Genomic DNA, 19,406 nt, shown 5'->3' on the forward strand with positions numbered 1-19,406 from the left:
AGGTCAACTAATCTCATCACTTCCTAGCAAACTCGCTCGGACTTCTGAGATAAAGTAGAGAGATCCAGTCACGAAAAGCAGGTCCTGATCATTGGCCTTTTCTTCGAATTCTCTGATAAAGTCCCCATAGGAAGAAATCAAATCGTAACCCGCCACATCCTTCTCATCCAAAGAACCTTGGTAGTCAAAGCCCGTTACCTTAAGCTCCACCTGAGGCAACTGCTCAGATAGATAGCCCAACATTCCTTGATAATCTTTGCGTTTAAGAGCACCAAAAAGGATACGGACTTGATAGTCTTGTTGGATTTTCTCTTGGATAAACTCGACCAAACGGGTTAAGGCTGGAAGATTGTGAGCCCCGTCTAGGTAGATTTGCGGACGAATCCGTTCCAAGCGACCTGCCCAGTGAGTCTTCTTCAAAGCCTGTCTAACAAGCTCTTCTTCGACCCTTTCACCTCTTGACGCCATAAACAGAAGAAAAGTTTCTAAAGCCAAGGCGGCATTTTCTTTCTGATAAGCAGCTTCCAAACTGATTTCAAGCTGTGAAAAGCTTGCTAAGCTGCTTGAGAAATTTCTAGCTTTCAAGGTGAAGTCTCGCCCAGTTTGATAAAGTTCAACAGCTAACTCTCTCGCTTTACTTTGACAGACAAGCTCCGCTTCTGGAGCAAACTTGGCAATGACCGCCTTCTTTCCAACCTTGAAGATACCAGCTTTCTGCTCTGCTATTTCCTCCAGACTGTCACCCAAGGTCTCCTGATGATCTAGGCCAATGGAAGTAATAACTGCAATCTCTCCTGTTACGACATTAGTGGTATCAAGTAGACCACCAATTCCCACTTCTAGCAGAACTAGATCCACGTCCTGCTCTTTAAAGTAAAGCAAGGCAATCAAGGTCAACAACTCAAAGAAAGACAATTGGTCATGTGTTTCCAAAAGAGTTTTCTCCATCTCCTTGACTTGGTTAGCTATACGGACAAAGTCTTCCTCTACGATCGGTAGCCCATTGATACAGATTCGATCATGGATACTGATGATATGAGGAGAGGTAAAAGTACCAACTTTTTTAGCATGAGTAACAAACAACTCCCTCATAAAGGCAATAGTTGACCCCTTACCGTTAGTCCCTGTTACGTGGATAATAGGATAAGTCTTCTCAGGATTCCCCAGCAAATCCACCGCTCGCTGCATTCGCCCAAGACCGGATCTAAAGTTTAAACCAATCCGACTATGAAGCCATTCTTCTACTTCAAACATACATGTCTCCTTAACAACAATCCAATCAACTAGCGCGCTAAAGTTTTACTGTAAATAAAAAGCGAGGCCGAGACAAAAATCCCAACCTCTTACCTGGTTAGCTAATCACTAGCTACTATGAATTTCAACGTGGGCTAAAAACATCCCCGGACTTACTTACGGTCTTTATTTTTAGCGTAAGGGTAAAAATGTTCACTGAACATACCAGTTCTCTCTTATTTAAAGGAACTGGAGTAAAAATATCCCCCGGACGTTCCTGCGTTTCTAATTTCTGGCGTAGGGGTAAAAACATCCCCCGGATATTCCAACTCTTACAATTTTTAGGAGTTGGGCTGATACAGTCTCCCAGACTTACTTACGGTCTTTATTTTTAGCGTAAGGGTAAAAATGTTCACTGAACATTTTTACTCCTCCATAAAGCTGTTGAAGACTTCTTCAATCATGTTCCATTCGTCTTCTGAGTCTTCTGGAATTGGTTGTAATTCGCCTTCTGTTCCGTCTTCGTTTTCGATGAATGAGTAAGCTTGGATTTCAACTTCACCATTTTCATCTTCTTCTGCGTTAACTGGCACTAGCAGAACATAGTTTTTACCAAATTCTTCTTTCCCATCGATGGTCAAAAGAATTTCAAACAAGGTTTCATTTCCTTGCTCGTCTACTAGTGTAATCAATTCACGTTCTTCGTGGTCATGGTTGTGATCGTGTGACATAGTTTCTCCTCTGTCTTAAAATTTTCTATCTAAATAATTTTGCAAAATCAGCTGAGCAGCCAACTTATCAATAACTTTCTTGCGTTTGTTACGGCTGATATCTGCTTGTTCAATCAACATACGCTCCGCAGCGACCGTTGTCAAACGCTCATCCTGATAGTCTACTGGCAAACCAAAGAGTTCTTCTAGCTTGACACCATAGGCTTGACTGGCTTCTACTCGTGGACCGCTGGTATTGTTCATGTTCTTTGGTAAACCTACTACAAAGCGCTCCACATTATAGCTGTCAAGCAATTCTTTGATACGGTCAAAACCGAACTGGCCCTGATCCTCATTAATCTGGATGATTTCAAGTCCCTGAGCGGTGAAGCCTAGGGGATCGCTAATCGCCACCCCTACTGTTTTTGAACCGACGTCCAATCCCATAATTCTCATAGATTATAGATCGACTCCTTGTCCCTTAAGGTAGTAGCGTACCAATTCTTCAACAATTTCATCACGCTCATACTTACGGATTTGATTTCGTGCATTGTTGTAACGAGGAACGTAGGCAGGGTCTCCACTCAATACATAACCGACGATTTGGTTAATCGGATTGTAGCCCTTGTCGTTCAAAGAAGCATAGACGTCTGTCAACGTTTCGCTAATTTCTTTCTTATTGGAATCATCCAATTTAAACCGTACAGTTTCTTCAGTAAATCCCATTCTAACACCCTCTTTCCTTAGAATAGTACTATTATAGCACATTCCCTGACGTTCTACAAATAAGTCAGTCTATTAATTTGGATTTTCTATTGTTCTGTCGCCCCATTTGCCACTCTGTCAGCAATATACTGGCTAGGTTCGTTTTTTAAGAGATTTTCAAGGCCGATATTTTTTAAATATTCCAGCTGAGATGCCTTTTTGACGTCCAATACTTGAAAATCATAAGTCGTTGTAGTCTGGATTTCTGTCTCGCTGAGTAGCTTTGTTTCCAGTTTGAATCCTGCTAGTTTGCGTGCCTCTTGGATGGTCTCATCCTTTTCTTCCGCTTCTAGAAGCGCTTTTTGCGTCTCCTCTAGGCCATTTTCAGAGATAAAGGTCTTGAGTTCATCCCCGACAGGTCGTTTTTGCTGAATGGTCAAGGTCAAAAACTGATTACCTTTATAGGTAATGGCCTGAGTCTGCTGCGTTCCATTTTCTGACTTCGGCATCAACAGGGTCTTGGTAACAACCGTATTCTTTTCGGCATTGTCCAAAACGGGAAGGTTTGATTGAAGAGGTTCAGATGCTGTTGTGGTAGCAGCAGGAGTTTCCTTTTTTTGCCCACATCCCGCAAGCAAAAAGAGGAGAGCAAAACTAGCAATTAGTAACTTTTTCATAATTCCTCACATGATTTTAAAACAAAAGAGCAAACAAGGCCAGGAGTCACTCCCAGCCTTGATGTTTTATAGAGCTGCACGTAGACGTGCTTCTGCATTTTCTACATTACGGACAGAGCGTGGCAAGAAGGCACGGATATCATCTTCTTTATAGCCGACTTGTAGGCGCTTCTCGTCAACGAGAATCGGACTCTTTAAGATCCGTGGTGTTTCCATGATTAAGTTGAGCACTTCATTGACACTCAAATCCTCGATGTCAACTCCAAGTGCCTTAGCGTAGCGGTTTTTTGACGAAACGATACTGGCAATTCCATTATCTGTTTTCGTGAGAATATCTAATAACTCTTCTCTTGTAATTCCTTCTTTACCGAGATTTTGTTCTTTATAACTTAACTGGTGGGCATTGAGCCAGGTTTTCGCTTTTTTACAGCTAGTACAACTTGAGACTGTATAAATTTTGATCATGTACCTACCCCTTTCGCTACATGTTACTATCAGTTTAGTCTATTATACCATAAAAAACATCCGACTTGCGACCTATTTTTAAAAAAAATTAACTTTTTTCGCGATTTTCGTACTTTTTTCTTGACAAAATCAATTTATAACCAACTTTTAAATTTTTTGATATACAATCGTTTTACAACTGTAACACTTATCATATAGAGAACGATAATCAAAAGCAAAAAGAGGAAATAAATTGGTTCCAAAGGGGTTAAATGAAGCAGGCTAGCAATTGAAGAGTAGGGAAGGAAGGTCACAAAACTAGCTGCTAGCAAGGTTGTCCCAAGAACAAACCATGATGGACGACTTTGTAAGAAAGGAAGTTTTGCTGAACGGAGCATATGGATAACCATGGTTTGGGACCACATGGATTCAATGAACCAACCTGTCTGGAACAAAATAATAAAGCCCGTTGCAGACTCTGCTCCGTGAGCATAGGCTTGACCTGTCGCCATTGGGACAATGACAAAATAGAGTAAGATAAAGGTCAAAATATCAAAGGCAGAAGAAATCGGACCCATCCAAATCATAAAGCGAGTAATAGACTTAGCCTCCCACTTATGAGGATGTTTCAAAAAGTCTTCATCCACATTATCAAATGGCAAGGCAATGCAAGAAAGGTCGTAGACGAGGTTCAACACAATCAAGTGAATCGGAGCCATAGGAAGGAAAGGTAAAAAGATACCAGACACTAGCAGAGAGAAAATGTTCCCGAAATTAGAGCTGACCGTCATCTTGATATATTTGGTCATGTTGGCATAGACTTTGCGTCCTTCAACCAGCCCTTTTTCAAGCACCATCAAATCCTTATCTAGCAAAATGACATCAGCCGTTTCTTTGGCAATATCTACTGCTGTATCAACCGAAATCCCCACATCGGCCACTTTCATAGAAGGGGCATCATTGATCCCATCTCCCATATAGCCGACACAATGTCCATTCGATTTGATTTGTAAAATGATTCGTGCTTTTTGATCCGGAGAGAGTTTGGCAAAGACCGTCACTTTCTCAACTGCTTGAGCCAACTCTTCGTCCGTCATGGCATCAATATCAGAACCCAACAAGATTTGATCAACGTCTAAACCAACTTTTTCGCAAACTGCTTGGGTTACCTTCTCATTGTCTCCCGTCAAGATCTTTGTTTGAACACCGTGTTCTAACAAAGCTTGGATAGCAGGTGCTGCTGATGGTTTTGGTGGATCTAGAAAGGCAAGATATCCTGTTAGAATCATCTCTTTTTCATCTTCAACTGAGTAAGCAAAACCTTCTTTTAGGCCTGTTTTATAAGCGACTCCCAAGACTCGCAATCCCTGTTGATTAAGTTGATCTACTTCTTTTAAGATTTCCACTCGGATATCATCCGTCAGAGGGCTAATCTGACCTTGATATTCCACATGGGTTGAGATCGCAAGCATTTCCTCTAGGGCACCCTTGGTTACCAAACTAACAACTTCGTTCTCATCCTTGACGATGACACTCATCCGTCTGCGTTCAAAATCAAAAGGTAATTCATCTATTTTTTGGAAGCTAGTATCTAAATTTTGTAGAATAGCGTGTTCTTTAGCTTCTTTTTCAGTTCTACTGATAATAGCACGGTCCATTAAGTTTTTCAAACCGGTTTGAAAATAGGAATTGAGATAGGCCCGTCTCAACACAGATAAATCCAATTCTCCATGTATATCCAAAGGATATTCAAGGACAATTTCGTCTTGGGTAAGGGTTCCGGTTTTATCCGTACACAGGATATCAATAGCACCTAGGTCTTGTATGGCATTGAGTTTTTTGATGACGACTTTTTCCTTGGCCATGATAATGGAACCTTTTGCTAAACTGGCCGTGATGATCATAGGAAGCATCTCAGGTGTCAATCCAACACCAACACTCAGTGCAAACACACCTGCTTCCAACCAGTCGCCATCTGTTAAACCATTGGACAAGAAAACAATGGGAACCATGACTAACATCAAACGGATCAAGAGCCAAGAGATGCTGTTCATCTCCCGTTCAAAAGAGGTCGGTTCGTCATAGGTATTGAGGGTCTGCTCGATTTCTCCCATCATGGTATCATCACCGACCGCTAGAATCAAAGCCTTGGCACTTCCTGATATCACGTTGGTTCCCATAAAGGCGAGCGCTTCTGCTTCTAGCAGACTATCAAAGTTTGACTGACTCATTTTTGACAAGGCTAGTTTTTCAACCGAGTCACTTTCACCTGTCAAACCAGACTGTTGAACAAAGAAATCACGTGATTCAATTAAAAGGAGATCTGCTGGTATCATATCCCCAGCACTTAATTTGACTATATCTCCAACGACCAAATCTTCAATTGCGACCTCTAAACTCTGGCCTTCGCGGATAACTGTGGCTGTATTCACAATCATTTTTGATAGATTGGTCGCAGCCTTGTCACTCCGCAGTTCTTGGACAAAGCGTATGCCACCAGAGATTAGAACGAGAACGACGATGATGATAGAGGTCGTCGGATCTTCTTGTCCAGGCTTCGCCAACCAGACATTGGTCACCATGGAAATCATAGCGATGACCAGCAGGATGATTGTAAATGGATTGATGATGGATTCGTAAATCTTTTTGAGGATACTGTCTTCTTGACCCTTGGTGATGGTGTTTTCGCCATATAGGTCACGATTTTTCTCCAACTGCTCCTCAGTCAAGCCTGTTAGACTTGTCTTATAAAAAGATAGAGTTTCGTTTAAGGGTGTGTGAATAGCTGTTGCTACTCTTTCTTTTGTAGTTTTCATTGGTTTCTCCTATCTGTATGAATGATGTGTTTCATACACAGAGACCAATCACTTTATAAGGGCAGAACGACACAAATCAGCGATTGGCTGTGTATGTGCGGTTCTGGATGATCGTCAATTTGCATCGTCTGTCTCCTTTCCTTGTTCTAAAACAGTAGAAAATCCCACCATAAAATGGCAGGATTAAAAAACTAATTATCTGTTTTTTCGTTCAAGCTTTAACTCCATAGGGCGATGTAATGAGCTTAGTCTTGGCCTTCGCGACCAGAACTGTTGACCAACGAGTAGTGTCTCCACTGCTTTGCGGTAGTCATCCGTATCCCTATGGTAGCCTCACCTACCGTTTTCGTCTATCAGTATAAACCTTTAAAATATAAAAGTCAATGATTTATCTTAATTTTCTTAAATAACAATTAATTCCTTCGGCGCTAGAGTCAACAATTCGCAACCGTTATCTGTAATCAGGATATCATCCTCGATACGAACCCCGTATTTACCTTCAATATAAATACCTGGTTCATCAGTCAAGACCATACCAGATTTAATGACTTCTTTAGAAGTTTGGCTAAAGTAAGGTTCTTCGTGTATATCCAGTCCGATACCGTGTCCAATACCGTGGGTAAAGTAGTCGCCATAGCCTGCCTCGATGATAATATCACGAGGGATTTTGTCAAAGTCGCGGAAACCTAAGCCATCCTTAGCTTGATCAATCAAGGCTTGGTTGGCTTTCAGGACAGTATTGTAAATTTCTGCCTGCTCGTCACTGACATGACCGAGGTAGATGGTCCGTGTCATATCACTGACATAGTGGTCGTAGAGACAGCCGAAGTCCATGGTAATGGCTTCTCCAGCTTCAACCGGTTTGTGCATTGGATGGGCATGGGGCTTAGAAGAGTTGATACCACTGGCTAGAATGGTATCAAAAGACAAGCCAGATGCTCCCAACTCACGCATACGGAAGTCAAGGAAGTTGGCAATTTCGATCTCAGTTTTTCCTGGTTTGATAAAGTCAAGCGCATCACGGAAAGCTTGGTCTGAGATAGAACAAGCCTTACGAATAGTCGCAATCTCCGCCTCATCCTTAATCATACGAAGTGCTTCTACAAACTGAGTCTGTGGAAGCAAGTCGATCCCTGCAAAAGCTGCCTGCATACGGTGGTAATAAGAGACCGAAATCTCGTCCTCAAAACCGATGCGAGACAAGCCCATATCCTTAACGATGCCTGCAATGACAGCCAATTCATCACGATCAGCCACAATTTCAAAACCTGTTACTTCTTGCTTAGCTGCAATGATATAGCGAGAGTCTGTCACCAAAACCTGACGGTCACGGCTGATAAAGACGGTTCCATTTGAACCCCAAAAACCAGTCAAATAATAGACGTTTTTAAGGTTGTTGATGATGATACCATCTAGTTCTTTTTCTTGCATTTTAGCTAGAAATGCTTGCACACGTTTATTCATGATCTAACTTTCCTTTCAAATAGTGTCCTGTGTAGCTGGCTTCATTGGCCGCTACTTCTTCTGGAGTTCCTGTTGCGATGATGGTTCCTCCACCGACACCGCCCTCAGGTCCCAAATCGATGATATGGTCTGCCGTCTTGATAACATCCAGATTGTGCTCGATGACGAGGACTGTATTGCCATCGTCGACAAAGCGAGCTAAAACTTTAAGCAAGCGAGCGATATCCTCAGTATGAAGCCCTGTCGTTGGCTCATCCAGAATATAGAAGGATTTTCCTGTCGAGCGTTTATGGAGTTCACTAGCCAACTTCATACGCTGAGCTTCTCCTCCAGAAAGGGTGGTAGCCGGTTGCCCTAGCGTTACATAGCCCAGCCCCACATCCTTAATGGTCTGAAGTTTGCGTTGAATCTTGGGAATGTGTTGGAAGAATTCCACCGCATCGTTGACGGTCATGTCCAAGACCTGCGAGATATTCTTTTCCTTATAGTGGACTTCTAGGGTTTCACTGTTATAGCGAGTCCCGTGGCAGACTTCACAAGCCACGTAAACATCTGGCAAGAAGTGCATCTCGATCTTGATAATCCCGTCACCTGAGCAGGCTTCACAACGACCTCCCTTGACGTTGAAACTGAAACGGCCCTTCTTATAGCCTCGAATCTTAGCTTCATTTGTCTGGGCAAAAAGGTCACGTATATCGTCAAAAACTCCCGTATAGGTAGCCGGGTTGGACCTCGGCGTCCGTCCGATCGGGCTCTGGTCAATGTCAATCAAGCGGTCTACATGCTCAATCCCTGTAATCGTCTTGAATTTACCAGGCTTGTCTGAATTGCGGTTAAGCTTCTGGGCAATGGCTTTTTTGAGGATACTGTTGATTAAGGTCGATTTCCCTGAACCTGATACCCCCGTCACTGCGATGAATTTTCCTAGCGGGAAGCGAGCGGTGATATTTTGCAAGTTGTTCTCACGCGCTCCTGTCACCTCGATAAAACGACCATTTCCGGAACGGCGCTCTTCTGGTACTGGAATCGCTCGTTTTCCTGATAAGTACTGGCCTGTAATAGACTTACTGTTACGGGCCACCTGCTTGGGCGTTCCTGCAGCAACAATCTCGCCACCAAAAACACCGGCACCTGGACCAACGTCAATCAGATAATCCGCCTCGCGCATGGTATCTTCGTCGTGTTCCACCACGATGAGAGTATTGCCCAAGTCACGCATCTTTTTCAGACTGGCAATCAAGCGGTCATTATCCCTCTGGTGAAGACCAATCGACGGCTCATCCAGGATATAAAGGACACCTGATAGGTTGGACCCAATCTGGGTTGCCAAGCGAATACGCTGACTCTCCCCACCTGAAAGGGTTCCTGCCGAACGTGACAGAGTCAAATAGTTGAGTCCCACGTTATTGAGGAAGGTCAAGCGATCCTTTATTTCCTTGAGGATAGGACGGGCAATGATGGCTTCATTTTCAGACAGGGTCAGCTGGCTCACTAATTCCAAATGGTCTGCGATAGACAGGTCCGAAATTTCACCGATATGTGGCCCTTGCTCCCCACCCACACGGACAGACAAGGCCTGATCGTTGAGACGGTAGCCGTGGCAAGTTCCGCAGGTCAGCTCATTCATGTAGAGGCGCATCTGGGTGCGCGTGTAATCACTGTTAGTCTCATGGTAACGACGCTTGATATTATTGACAACCCCCTCAAAAGGAATGTCAATATCGCGCACTCCACCAAATTCATTTTCATAGTGGAAATGGAATTCCTTGCCATCTGAGCCGTAAAGAATCAAGTTTTTATCTTCTTCTGACAAGTCTTCAAAAGGCTTATCCATATCTACTCCAAAGGCTGTCATGGCCTGCTCTAGCATGTTTGGATAGTAGTTGGATGAGATAGGATTCCAAGGTGCCAAGGCTCCCTCACGCAAAGTTTTGCTGGTATCAGGAACCACCAAGTCAACATCCACCTCTAGCTTGATGCCCAAACCGTCACACTCACTACAAGATCCAAAAGGAGCATTGAAGGAGAAGAGTCGAGGCTCTAATTCTGGGACAGTAAAACCACAAACTGGACAGGCATAGTGCTCAGAAAAGAGCAACTCCGAATCGTCCATAGTGTCGATAATCACATAACCTTCTGCGATACGAAGGGCAGCCTCAATGGAGTCAAAGAGACGGCTACGGATGCCCTCCTTGATGACAATACGGTCGACCACAACATCGATATTGTGTTGCTTGCTCTTAGACAGTTCAGGCACTTCGGTCACATCATAGACTTCCCCATCCACTCGGACACGAACATAGCCATCTTTCTGAATCTTTTCAATGACGCTCTTATGTTGTCCTTTTTTCTTGCGGATAACAGGGGCCAAAATCTGCAAGCGTTGGCGTTCTGGCAATTCTAAGACCTTATCAACGATTTGCTCCACAGAAGAAGCCTTGATAGCCCCGTGTCCGTTGATACAGTAAGGCGTCCCCACACGTGCGTAGAGGAGACGCAGATAGTCATTGATTTCAGTCGTCGTTCCCACGGTCGAACGAGGGTTTTTGCTGGTGGTTTTCTGGTCGATGGAAATAGCTGGGCTGAGGCCATCAATGGCATCCACATCTGGTTTTTCCATATTGCCCAAGAACTGGCGAGCGTAGGCTGACAAACTCTCTACATAGCGACGTTGGCCCTCCGCATAGAGGGTATCAAAGGCCAGACTGGATTTCCCAGACCCTGACAAACCAGTCACAACAACTAGCTTGTCTCGCGGAATCTCCACATCAATATTTTTTAAGTTATGGGCACGCGCCCCATGAATCACAATTTTATCTTGCATCTTTGTTCTTTCTAGTCCATTATTGCTTTCCATTATACCAAAAAATGTGAAATTCTATTACCCAAAAAGCTGTTTTTATAGTATAATAGTACGGTGCAAAAAATGAATCACTGAATAGTAGGAAAGGATAGGGGATATGAAACAAGTTTTTCTCTCAACAACAACTGAATTTAAAGAGATCGACACGCTTGAACCGGGTACTTGGATCAACCTCGTCAATCCTACACAAAATGAATCACTGGAAATTGCCAATGCCTTTGACATTGACATCGCTGACCTTCGAGCACCGCTCGATGCGGAAGAAATGTCCCGTATTACCATCGAAGATGAGTATACTTTGATCATCGTGGACGTTCCCATCACAGAGGAAAGAAACAATCGTACCTACTACGTTACGATTCCGCTAGGGATTATCATCACCGAGGAAACCATTATCACCACCTGCTTGGAATCCCTCCCCGTTCTCGATGTCTTTATCAACCGTAGACTGCGCAACTTTTACACCTTCATGCGTTCACGCTTTATCTTCCAGATTCTCTACCGCAACGCCGAACTTTACCTTACGGCCCTTCGTTCGATCGACCGTAAGAGTGAACAAATCGAAAGTCAACTTCACAAATCTACTCGAAACGAAGAGCTGATTGAGCTCATGGAATTGGAAAAGACCATCGTCTATTTCAAGGCCTCACTTAAGACGAACGAGCGCGTGATTAAGAAATTGACCAGCGCAACTAGCAATATCAAGAAATACCTAGAAGACGAAGACCTGCTCGAAGACACTCTGATTGAAACCCAACAGGCCATCGAGATGGCAGATATCTATGGAAATGTCCTTCACTCTATGACAGAGACCTTTGCCTCTATCATTTCCAACAACCAGAACAACATCATGAAAACTCTGGCTCTCGTGACCATTGTCATGTCTGTCCCAACCATGATCTTCTCAGCCTATGGGATGAACTTCAAGGATAATGAAATCCCTCTAAACGGTGAACCTCATGCCTTCTGGTTAATCGTCTTTATCGCCTTTGCTATGAGTGTTTCGCTCACTCTCTATCTCATCCATAAAAAATGGTTCTAAGAGGAATCCCTATGTCTCAGATTGATTTACAAAAATTAACTAAGAAAAACCAAGAGTTTATCCATATCGCTACCCAACAATTTATCAAAGATGGTAAAACAGATGCTGAAATCAAGGCTGTCTTTGAGGAAGTCATTCCTAAAATCCTTGAAGAGCAAGCCAAGGGGACGACTGCACGTTCCCTCTACGGGGCTCCAACCCACTGGGCTCATAGCTTCACTGTCAAGGAGCAATACGAAAAAGAGCATCCAAAAGAAAATGACGATCCAAAACTCATGATTATGGACTCAGCCCTTTTTATCACCAGTCTCTTTGCATTGGTTAGCGCTCTGACTACCTTCTTCTCTACAGATCAGGCTATTGGCTATGGCTTGATTACCCTCTTGTTGGTTGGACTTGTAGGAGGACTTGCCTTCTACTTGATGTACTACTTTGTCTACCAGTACTATGGACCAGACACAGATCGTAGCCAGCGCCCTCCTTTCTGGAAATCAATCCTCGTCATCCTCGCTGCTATGCTTCTTTGGTTGGTTGTCTTCTTTGCAACAAGCTTCCTACCAGCCAACCTCAATCCAGTCCTTGCTCCATTGCCTTTGGCTGTCCTAGGAGCAGCCCTTCTCGCCCTTCGCTTCTATCTCAAGAAACGTTTCAATATCCGAAGCGCAAGCGCAGGCCCATCACGTTATTAAGAGAAGTGAAAAGCTATGGCATATAGTCAATCTTTAGCTCAGCAGATTCGAAAAATTCTAGCACTCAAACTTCCTCCCCAAATTTTCGAAGAAGAGCTAGAAGAAAAGAAACTGTTTGGTGGCCTGGCCTTCATGATTCGTGGGAAAATGGTTCTTACAGTCAGTTCCAGAAAGGACGAGCTGGTTATGGTGAGAATTGGCAAAGAAATGGAAAAGCAAGTTCTACCCCGAACAGGAGCTCGTACTACATTGATGAGAGGGCGACCTTATCATGGCTATATAGACCTAGATATTGAAGGTCAAAAAGAACTTCCTTACTGGATTGATTTAGCCCTCTCCTATAATCAAGAGTTAACCAAGTAACTCATATCTAGTGAGATTACAGATTAGTAAAACGATAAGCAACTGCACTAGCGGTTGCTTTTTTCTTGCTTTCTTGATATCCAATAGAACTTCTACCCCCAATCCCTATAGTTTTCTCCCATCTTTTATGATAAAATAGGCTCAATCAATTTCTAGGAGGATGAGATATGGTTTCTACTATTGGTATCGTGAGTTTGTCTAGTGGTGTTATCGGAGAGGATTTTGTCAAACACGAAGTCGATTTGGGTATTCAACGTCTCAAGGATTTGGGACTCAATCCTGTCTTTCTGCCCCATTCGCTAAAAGGGTTAGACTTTATCAAGGACCATCCGGAGGCACGTGCAGAGGATTTGATGCAGGCCTTTTCTGATGATAGCATCGACATGATCCTATGCGCCATCGGTGGGGATGATACCTATCGCTTGCTACCCTACCTTTTTGAAAACGACCAGCTCCAAAAGGTTATCCAACAAAAGATTTTTCTTGGCTTCTCGGATACAACCATGAACCACCTTATGTTGCACAAACTAGGGATCAAGACTTTTTATGGGCAATCCTTTCTAGCAGACATTTGTGAATTGGACAAGGAGATGTTGCCCTATAGTCTCCACTACTTTAAAGAATTGATCGAGACGGGAAGAATCTCAGAAATCCGCCCTAGCGACCTTTGGTATGAGGAACGGACTGATTTTAGTCCCAAGGCTCTGGGAACAGCTCGTATCAGTCATGTAAATACAGGCTTTGATTTGTTGCAAGGAAATGCTCAGTTTGAGGGAGAAATTCTCGGTGGTTGCCTTGAGTCCCTCTATGATATCTTTGACAACTCTCTACACGCAGATAGCACGGACCTCTGCCAAGAGTACCGACTCTTCCCTGACTTATGTGACTGGGAAGGAAAGATTCTCTTGCTAGAAACAAGCGAAGAAAAGCCTGAACCTGATGATTTCAAAAAAATGTTGCGGACTTTAAAGGACACGGGGATATTTGGGGTTATCAGTGGACTCTTGGTCGGAAAGCCAATGGATGAAACCTTCTATGACGACTATAAGGAAGCACTATTGGATATCATTGATAACAATATCCCGATTGTCTATAATCTGAATGTCGGTCACGCAACTCCAAGAGCCATTGTGCCCTTTGGCGTTCACGCTTATGTGGATACACAGAAGCAAGTCATTCGCTTTGACGATAACAAAAAATAAACAATTTCTCCATTTTTGTGCTTTGGTATTGATTTTCGTTACAATTTGTGTCTGAATTTATTGCATTTTGCTTATTTCTATGATATCTTTTTAAAGGAGGTGTATATGACTAAACAAAAAATAAATCAAATTGTCGGTTCAATTGGAGCCTTTATCGGGATTATTGTATTTATCGCCTACATCCCACAAATTTTTGCCAATTTACAAGGCAACAAAGCTCAACCATTCCAGCCTTTATCCGCAGCAGTATCTTGTTTAATTTGGGTTATTTACGGATGGACAAAAGAGCCTAAGAAGGATTGGATACTAATTATTCCAAACTCAGCTGGCGTTGTCTTAGGTGGACTGACATTTCTTACTGCACTATAAAAGTTACTAGCATATAATCAAAAAGCTGAGAGGAGATTCTCAGCTTTTTCTCTTGTATAACTACTAAAACGTCACATACTACTGATAACTAAAATAATCAAGGGAAGGCTATTGCCTAACATATGAACAACTAGAGGATAATAAATATTCTCTTTTTCTTTCACATAGATGATAGAAAAGGCAATGCCTCCACCTAGATAACCGACTGCACTGACCCACTCTGATAAAGCCAAACTGTGCATATGAGTCAGAGCAAAAACAAGTCCTACCAGAAGAATGCTTAGCCAACTTGACAGACGTTTCTGCAAGTGATGTAACAAGAGCTGACGGAAAAAGAGTTCTTCCACAAAAGGTCCTATGATACAGGCGAAAACTGCTATCAGTATTGGTTGTTCTTGAAAGGTACTTTGAATATTCGACTGGTTTAGACCTTGTCCGACTAGCCCAAAAAACTGCTTCAACATCTCTGATACAAATTCAAAGACAAAAGTCATCAGAAAGAGAAAGAGCCATCCTGTTAAGACGCAAAAGAAGAATTTCCTTTTAGTCTTTCTAATCTCATTCCATTGTTTGATCAATCGATCCTTAAACAAGAAAGAGCCATATAGAGCTAGTACTACATAAACTAGATAATTTGCAATAGCAGATGGCATCAAGAAAGCCAGCAATTTAACTCCATCAAATACAAAGAGAACTGTATAGAGAATCGCAAAAATCAGAATTCCCTTATTTTTGTTAGACATCATTTAATTCCCCTTCCACTCACAATCATTCTCGTGGTCATCAACTAACCCTGCAGCTTGTAGAAATGACAAGACTGCAACGGGACCTGTGAACTTGAAGCCTCGTTTTTTGAGATCTTGAGATAACTTTTCAGACAAGGCTGTTTTAGCAGGTGCTAGGTGATAGTCAGGAACATCATTCACGATCGTTTTTCCCTCAACAAAAGACCAGAGATAGGCATCAAAGGAGCCATATGCTTCCTGAACTTGTAAAAATGCTTGGGCATTGGCACGCGTAGCAAAAATCTTGGCACGATTTCGGATGATGGCTGGATTGTCTAACAAGGCTTCCAACTGCGCATCCGTCATCTGAGCAATTTTCTGGGCATCATAAAAATGAAAGACTTCTCGGAATCCTTTTCGCTTATTTAGAACTGTTTCCCAAGATAGGCCCGACTGGTATGTCTCCAAACAAAGCAACTCAAAAAGGGCGCGGTCATCATGAAGAGCATGTCCCCACTCTTCGTCATGATAGGCTACATATAAGGGGTTATTCATTTTAACCCAACCACAGCGTTTCGGCATCTTATTCTCCTATTTGACCAACATCTTGAGGGCAGACTTGATATAGTTCTCTGCTGTATCTGTCGTTCCTTCAAAGAATTTCTTGATTTTCTTAAGTTCAGTCGCCTTGTAGCCCAGTGCCAGCATGGCCTCCATAGCTTCTTCCAGTTCTTGGTTCTCATTACTCGCTTGCACAGCGACTTTGGCAGGAAGGTCATCACTAGCCACGACTACCTTGCCTTCCAAGTCCAGAACCATTTGCTGGGCTGTTTTCTTACCAATTTTAGGGAACTTGGTCAAGTAGGTGATGTTCTTAGTCTCGATGGCTTGAACCAGGCCAGCATTGTCATCGGCAGCAATGATTGCAAGAGCTGAAACAGGACCAATCCCTGAGACCGAAATCAGACTGAGAAAGAGTTTTTTCTCATCTTCTGAGCGAAAACCATAAAGCAGATGGGCATCCTCACGGACAACTTGGTGCACATAAATCTGAGTTTCTTGGTTAACCTGACCTGAGTAAGCATAAGGATTGGCTACATGCAAGATATAGCCGATACCATTTGCCTCAAGGACAATATATTTAGCAGTGATTTTGGTAATGATTCCTTTTAGATATTCGTACATATTTTTTTCTCCATTATTTTGCCTATCTAGTATACCATATTTCCCCAAGACAGACTGCAACAAAAGGTGCAACCTCTGGTTGACAAATAGTACAAGAGATTGTATTCTCATTATAAGTAAAAATTGTTAGGATAGAAGTAGAAAAAGGAGGATAGAATAATGAAACTCGCAGAAAAACTATTTGAGCTCAGAAAGGAAAAAGGTTGGTCCCAAGAAAAACTAGCAGAACAAATCAATGTTTCTCGGCAAAGTATCTCCAAATGGGAGTCTGGACAAGTACTTCCTGAAATCGAAAAAATCATTGAATTAAGCAAGATTTTTCAAGTAACAACTGACTATCTCTTACTGGATGAAAACTTTGAAAAAGGTTCCACGGCAGTGATTTTGGAGGAAGATAAGGACAAATACTATAAAGAAGTTAAATCCTTTGGTCTCTGGCAGGTGATTTATATTTTCGTATTGGCTCTGGCTATCTATCTCTTTTTAGCCGGTTCTAGTTTTCCAGCCGAATTCACCGCTTTGATCTGGCTAACCTTCGTTCTCTTAATCGCTTCTGCGATTGCTATCAACAAGGCTCTCAAAACCAAACAACGTTATCTTGATAAGGTAATTGGTCTTGAGAATCCTTCAGACAAAGACGACTCTACAAAACCTTGAATCCCCTAATTCAGTTTTCGTAATATTTTTTTAGAAGTGATCTTGTCAAGCAAGTGTAAACCTCGTGTAAATTTACCATGTCCATTCAAGTTCCCACCTCAAAAAACTAAAAAGCCTTGTTCGAAAAGGAACAAAGGCTTTTTGTGTTCTTAATATTTCCCCAACTCTCGAAGGCTGGTGTGATTTTCTTGTATACGTCGAAACATCTTTTCCATATCCGACTTAGTGAAATGCACCAAAACAGGACGGCCATGTGGACAGTTATAGGGATTGTCACATTGAGAAAGCTGATAAAGGAGCTGTCTGGCTGAATGGTCATCGATACGATGGTTGGCCTTAATAGACCGCTTGCAGGACATCATGATAGCCAACTCTGCTCGGTATTTCTTGATAGAAACTTCCTTGGTCAAGAGCAGCATATCACACATTTCATAGATGCCTGACTCAATCTCTTCTTCTGCCATCCAAATAGGATGTTCGCGCAAGATAAATTGATTTTCTCCGTACTCTGCTAGAAAGACTCCCACTTCCTCCAAAAGTGCCATTCTTTCCTTAAGACAGAGGGCATCATCTGCAGGAAATTCAAAGATATAGGGCACTAGGAGTTGTTGCTGGCTCTGATCAACATTACCAATGCTTTCACGATACTCCTCGTACTTAACCCGCTCCTGAGCTGCATGCTGGTCAATGATATAGAGTCCATCTCGCCCTTGGGCAAAGAGATAGGTCCCGTGCATTTGTCCGAAAAATTCCAACTCTGGGAAGCTTGACGATTCTTCTCGCTCCAGCTTATCATAAGCCTTATCGAGACTAGCAAGGTCTAGCTCTGGATGGTCTAGTTGGTCATAGCTAGCTGGCTTTCTCTCTGCAAAATACAGTTTTGCTGGCTTGGTTAGCTGGTCCAAGGTTTCCTTGGCAAACAGGGTCAAATCCTGTCTTTCTTCTGTCAGGTCTACTTGATGGTCTGAAACCTCAACTTGAGTCGGTCTTGTTACTTCTGTTTGTTCATAGTAGAGTGTGTTTTCTTTGAGTGGGAGAGTGGTCTGCTCTACCTTTTGACGATTGCGTACGGTCGACTTGGCAAGATTTTCTAAAGCATCAGGGATCAAGGCTTGTTCCTTGAGACTATTTGAAATAGCTTCTGAAACCAGTGCCATTAGCTCTCTTTCCTTGGAAATTCGCACTTCTTGTTTGGTTGGATGCACATTGACATCAGCCAGATAAGGGTCGATATGGATGTGAATGACAGCCAGTGGAAAACGGCCCACCATAAGTTTACTACCATAGCCGTCAAGAATAGCACGATTAAGCAAGAAGTTCTTGATATAACGCCCATTTATGAAGAGGCTGATATAGTTGCGATTAGCTCGAGTCAACTCAGGCAAGGACACAAAACCTGTAATTTCAAAGTCTAGATCCAAATTCTCAATGGCTATCATCTTCTTGGCACTCGCCAAACCGTAAATCCCTGCGATGGCTTGGCGCAGCTGACCAGTTCCTGCTGTCCGTGTCATTTCCTTGCCGTCACTGATTAAACTAAAAGAAATCTCAGGATGAGCCAATCCCAGACGGTTGACAATATCAATGATATGAGACAACTCCGCTTGCTGGCTCTTCATATATTTGAGACGGGCTGGCGTGTTGAAAAAGAGGTCCTCTACACAAACCTTGGTCCCCACAGGGCTAGTCGCTGGGATGACTTCCTCAACTTCACCCCCACGCGCGACTAACTTAGTCCCATGACTCGCACCATCCACCGCTGTCAAAAGAGTCAAGACACTGACAGAAGCGATAGAGGGCAGGGCTTCACCTCGAAAGCCGAGCGTCCGAATCCGAAAGAGGTCTGCTTGATTTTTTATCTTACTGGTCGCATGGCGACGCAGGGCCAATTCCACCTCATCGTGGGAAATTCCATGGCCATTATCTGTGATTTGAATCTTCTTAAGACCTGATTCCTCAATCTCAATGATAATCTGACTTGAGCCCGCGTCAATGGCATTTTCTACCAACTCTTTCACCACACTGGCAGGACGTTCAATAACCTCTCCTGCTGCGATCTGGTTTGCCAGCACCTCTGGCAATTCAATAATTTGAGACATCTTTCAGCCCCTTTCTGTATCTATTTTCCTAGAAATTGATTAGTGCTATTATACCATATTTCAGATACTATCAGAAAAAGCAAATACCACATAGACTCCAAATCTCTCCACATAGACAAAAGCTCTTGCCAGAGGTCGTAAAATAGTGTTTAATAAAGGTGTA

The 19,406-nt window shown here is 42.9% G+C and carries 19 protein-coding genes and 1 riboswitch; of the genes, 6 read left to right on the forward strand and 13 right to left on the reverse strand.

Going from position 1 to position 19,406, the window contains the following annotated elements; translation table 11 throughout:
- Nucleotides 1-3: 3 nt before the first annotated feature.
- From MK385_RS03800 to uvrA, 9 genes are all read right to left on the reverse strand, one after another.
- A complete protein-coding gene (locus MK385_RS03800) occupies nucleotides 4-1,254 on the reverse strand; it encodes a bifunctional folylpolyglutamate synthase/dihydrofolate synthase (RefSeq protein ID WP_268725331.1) in 1,251 nt (416 codons plus the stop codon).
- 404 nt (nucleotides 1,255-1,658) lie between these two features.
- The gene (locus MK385_RS03805; RefSeq protein WP_000017624.1) at nucleotides 1,659-1,964 is read right to left on the reverse strand and encodes a DUF1292 domain-containing protein; all 306 of its coding nucleotides are present in this window, start codon (nucleotides 1,962-1,964) and stop codon (nucleotides 1,659-1,661) included.
- 15 nt (nucleotides 1,965-1,979) lie between these two features.
- Nucleotides 1,980-2,399: a Holliday junction resolvase RuvX gene (gene ruvX / locus MK385_RS03810; protein WP_125391439.1), complete on the reverse strand. Its 420-nt coding sequence runs from the start codon at nucleotides 2,397-2,399 to the stop codon at nucleotides 1,980-1,982.
- 3 nt (nucleotides 2,400-2,402) lie between these two features.
- Complete coding sequence (locus tag MK385_RS03815; protein WP_000507059.1) at nucleotides 2,403-2,669, reverse strand: IreB family regulatory phosphoprotein; 267 nt, start codon at nucleotides 2,667-2,669, stop codon at nucleotides 2,403-2,405.
- A gap of 86 nt (nucleotides 2,670-2,755) precedes the next feature.
- Nucleotides 2,756-3,325 carry an SP0191 family lipoprotein gene (locus MK385_RS03820; RefSeq protein ID WP_268725332.1) on the reverse strand — a complete coding sequence of 190 codons (570 nt, stop codon included), beginning with the start codon at nucleotides 3,323-3,325 and terminating at the stop codon, nucleotides 2,756-2,758.
- Between the two features lie 66 nt (nucleotides 3,326-3,391).
- A complete protein-coding gene (gene spx / locus MK385_RS03825; RefSeq protein ID WP_000591165.1) occupies nucleotides 3,392-3,790 on the reverse strand; it encodes a transcriptional regulator Spx in 399 nt (132 codons plus the stop codon).
- Nucleotides 3,791-3,924: 134 nt separating this feature from the next.
- Nucleotides 3,925-6,585 carry a magnesium-translocating P-type ATPase gene (mgtA, locus tag MK385_RS03830; RefSeq protein WP_268725333.1) on the reverse strand — a complete coding sequence of 887 codons (2,661 nt, stop codon included), beginning with the start codon at nucleotides 6,583-6,585 and terminating at the stop codon, nucleotides 3,925-3,927.
- Between the two features lie 195 nt (nucleotides 6,586-6,780).
- Nucleotides 6,781-6,932, reverse strand: a riboswitch (M-box (ykoK) riboswitch).
- A 55-nt stretch (nucleotides 6,933-6,987) separates the two neighbouring features.
- Nucleotides 6,988-8,049, reverse strand: a complete 1,062-nt coding sequence (locus MK385_RS03835; RefSeq protein ID WP_268725334.1) for a M24 family metallopeptidase — start codon at nucleotides 8,047-8,049, stop codon at nucleotides 6,988-6,990.
- A complete protein-coding gene (gene uvrA, locus MK385_RS03840) occupies nucleotides 8,042-10,873 on the reverse strand; it encodes an excinuclease ABC subunit UvrA (RefSeq protein WP_268725335.1) in 2,832 nt (943 codons plus the stop codon). The genes MK385_RS03835 and uvrA overlap by 8 nt, the downstream gene beginning before the upstream one ends.
- Before the next feature lie 136 nt (nucleotides 10,874-11,009).
- Between uvrA and MK385_RS03845 the strand changes: the two genes are divergently transcribed.
- From MK385_RS03845 to MK385_RS03865, 5 genes are all read left to right on the forward strand, one after another.
- Nucleotides 11,010-11,954: a magnesium transporter CorA family protein gene (locus tag MK385_RS03845; protein ID WP_000815620.1), complete on the forward strand. Its 945-nt coding sequence runs from the start codon at nucleotides 11,010-11,012 to the stop codon at nucleotides 11,952-11,954.
- 11 nt (nucleotides 11,955-11,965) lie between these two features.
- Nucleotides 11,966-12,643 carry a DUF1129 domain-containing protein gene (locus MK385_RS03850; protein ID WP_000077993.1) on the forward strand — a complete coding sequence of 226 codons (678 nt, stop codon included), beginning with the start codon at nucleotides 11,966-11,968 and terminating at the stop codon, nucleotides 12,641-12,643.
- Between the two features lie 15 nt (nucleotides 12,644-12,658).
- Complete coding sequence (locus MK385_RS03855) at nucleotides 12,659-13,006, forward strand: TfoX/Sxy family protein (RefSeq protein WP_007520826.1); 348 nt, start codon at nucleotides 12,659-12,661, stop codon at nucleotides 13,004-13,006.
- 167 nt (nucleotides 13,007-13,173) lie between these two features.
- Complete coding sequence (locus MK385_RS03860) at nucleotides 13,174-14,208, forward strand: S66 family peptidase (RefSeq protein WP_268725336.1); 1,035 nt, start codon at nucleotides 13,174-13,176, stop codon at nucleotides 14,206-14,208.
- A 105-nt stretch (nucleotides 14,209-14,313) separates the two neighbouring features.
- Nucleotides 14,314-14,577: a SemiSWEET family transporter gene (locus MK385_RS03865; protein WP_000166112.1), complete on the forward strand. Its 264-nt coding sequence runs from the start codon at nucleotides 14,314-14,316 to the stop codon at nucleotides 14,575-14,577.
- 71 nt (nucleotides 14,578-14,648) lie between these two features.
- On the opposite strand, the gene MK385_RS03870 is transcribed toward MK385_RS03865, so the two are convergent.
- The 3 genes from MK385_RS03870 to ruvA are packed head-to-tail and all read right to left on the reverse strand — an operon-like array spanning nucleotide 14,649 to nucleotide 16,487.
- A complete protein-coding gene (locus MK385_RS03870; RefSeq protein ID WP_000987418.1) occupies nucleotides 14,649-15,323 on the reverse strand; it encodes a CPBP family intramembrane glutamic endopeptidase in 675 nt (224 codons plus the stop codon).
- Complete coding sequence (locus tag MK385_RS03875) at nucleotides 15,324-15,884, reverse strand: DNA-3-methyladenine glycosylase I (protein ID WP_042767655.1); 561 nt, start codon at nucleotides 15,882-15,884, stop codon at nucleotides 15,324-15,326. It abuts the gene before it with no gap.
- Nucleotides 15,885-15,893: 9 nt separating this feature from the next.
- Nucleotides 15,894-16,487, reverse strand: coding sequence for a Holliday junction branch migration protein RuvA (gene ruvA, locus MK385_RS03880; RefSeq protein ID WP_042767653.1), 594 nt, complete (start codon nucleotides 16,485-16,487; stop codon nucleotides 15,894-15,896).
- 159 nt (nucleotides 16,488-16,646) lie between these two features.
- On the opposite strand from ruvA, the gene MK385_RS03885 reads away from it, so the two are divergent.
- On the forward strand, nucleotides 16,647-17,144 hold the full coding sequence (locus tag MK385_RS03885; protein ID WP_268725337.1) for a helix-turn-helix domain-containing protein: 498 nt from the start codon (nucleotides 16,647-16,649) through the stop codon (nucleotides 17,142-17,144).
- A 149-nt stretch (nucleotides 17,145-17,293) separates the two neighbouring features.
- Here the strand turns inward: MK385_RS03885 and mutL are convergent, their stop codons facing one another.
- Nucleotides 17,294-19,243 (reverse strand): DNA mismatch repair endonuclease MutL, encoded by a 1,950-nt coding sequence (gene mutL / locus MK385_RS03890; protein WP_268725338.1) that lies wholly within the window; start codon nucleotides 19,241-19,243, stop codon nucleotides 17,294-17,296.
- Nucleotides 19,244-19,406: the final 163 nt, after the last annotated feature.

This window comes from Streptococcus oralis (assembly GCF_026782125.1).
Classification (GTDB): Bacteria; Bacillota; Bacilli; order Lactobacillales; family Streptococcaceae; genus Streptococcus; species Streptococcus oralis_CE.

Coding starts and splice junctions, on each gene's coding strand:
- MK385_RS03845 (WP_000815620.1), top strand. CDS start 11,010: ATGAAACAAGTTTTTCTCTCAACAACAACTGAATTTAAAGAGATCGAC.
- MK385_RS03885 (WP_268725337.1), top strand. CDS start 16,647: ATGAAACTCGCAGAAAAACTATTTGAGCTCAGAAAGGAAAAAGGTTGG.
- spx (WP_000591165.1), bottom strand. CDS start 3,790: ATGATCAAAATTTATACAGTCTCAAGTTGTACTAGCTGTAAAAAAGCG.
- MK385_RS03835 (WP_268725334.1), bottom strand. CDS start 8,049: ATGAATAAACGTGTGCAAGCATTTCTAGCTAAAATGCAAGAAAAAGAA.
- MK385_RS03865 (WP_000166112.1), top strand. CDS start 14,314: ATGACTAAACAAAAAATAAATCAAATTGTCGGTTCAATTGGAGCCTTT.
- mgtA (WP_268725333.1), bottom strand. CDS start 6,585: ATGAAAACTACAAAAGAAAGAGTAGCAACAGCTATTCACACACCCTTA.
- ruvX (WP_125391439.1), bottom strand. CDS start 2,399: ATGAGAATTATGGGATTGGACGTCGGTTCAAAAACAGTAGGGGTGGCG.
- MK385_RS03805 (WP_000017624.1), bottom strand. CDS start 1,964: ATGTCACACGATCACAACCATGACCACGAAGAACGTGAATTGATTACA.
- MK385_RS03800 (WP_268725331.1), bottom strand. CDS start 1,254: ATGTTTGAAGTAGAAGAATGGCTTCATAGTCGGATTGGTTTAAACTTT.
- ruvA (WP_042767653.1), bottom strand. CDS start 16,487: ATGTACGAATATCTAAAAGGAATCATTACCAAAATCACTGCTAAATAT.
- MK385_RS03815 (WP_000507059.1), bottom strand. CDS start 2,669: ATGGGATTTACTGAAGAAACTGTACGGTTTAAATTGGATGATTCCAAT.
- MK385_RS03870 (WP_000987418.1), bottom strand. CDS start 15,323: ATGATGTCTAACAAAAATAAGGGAATTCTGATTTTTGCGATTCTCTAT.
- mutL (WP_268725338.1), bottom strand. CDS start 19,243: ATGTCTCAAATTATTGAATTGCCAGAGGTGCTGGCAAACCAGATCGCA.
- MK385_RS03850 (WP_000077993.1), top strand. CDS start 11,966: ATGTCTCAGATTGATTTACAAAAATTAACTAAGAAAAACCAAGAGTTT.
- uvrA (WP_268725335.1), bottom strand. CDS start 10,873: ATGCAAGATAAAATTGTGATTCATGGGGCGCGTGCCCATAACTTAAAA.
- MK385_RS03875 (WP_042767655.1), bottom strand. CDS start 15,884: ATGCCGAAACGCTGTGGTTGGGTTAAAATGAATAACCCCTTATATGTA.
- MK385_RS03860 (WP_268725336.1), top strand. CDS start 13,174: ATGGTTTCTACTATTGGTATCGTGAGTTTGTCTAGTGGTGTTATCGGA.
- MK385_RS03820 (WP_268725332.1), bottom strand. CDS start 3,325: ATGAAAAAGTTACTAATTGCTAGTTTTGCTCTCCTCTTTTTGCTTGCG.
- MK385_RS03855 (WP_007520826.1), top strand. CDS start 12,659: ATGGCATATAGTCAATCTTTAGCTCAGCAGATTCGAAAAATTCTAGCA.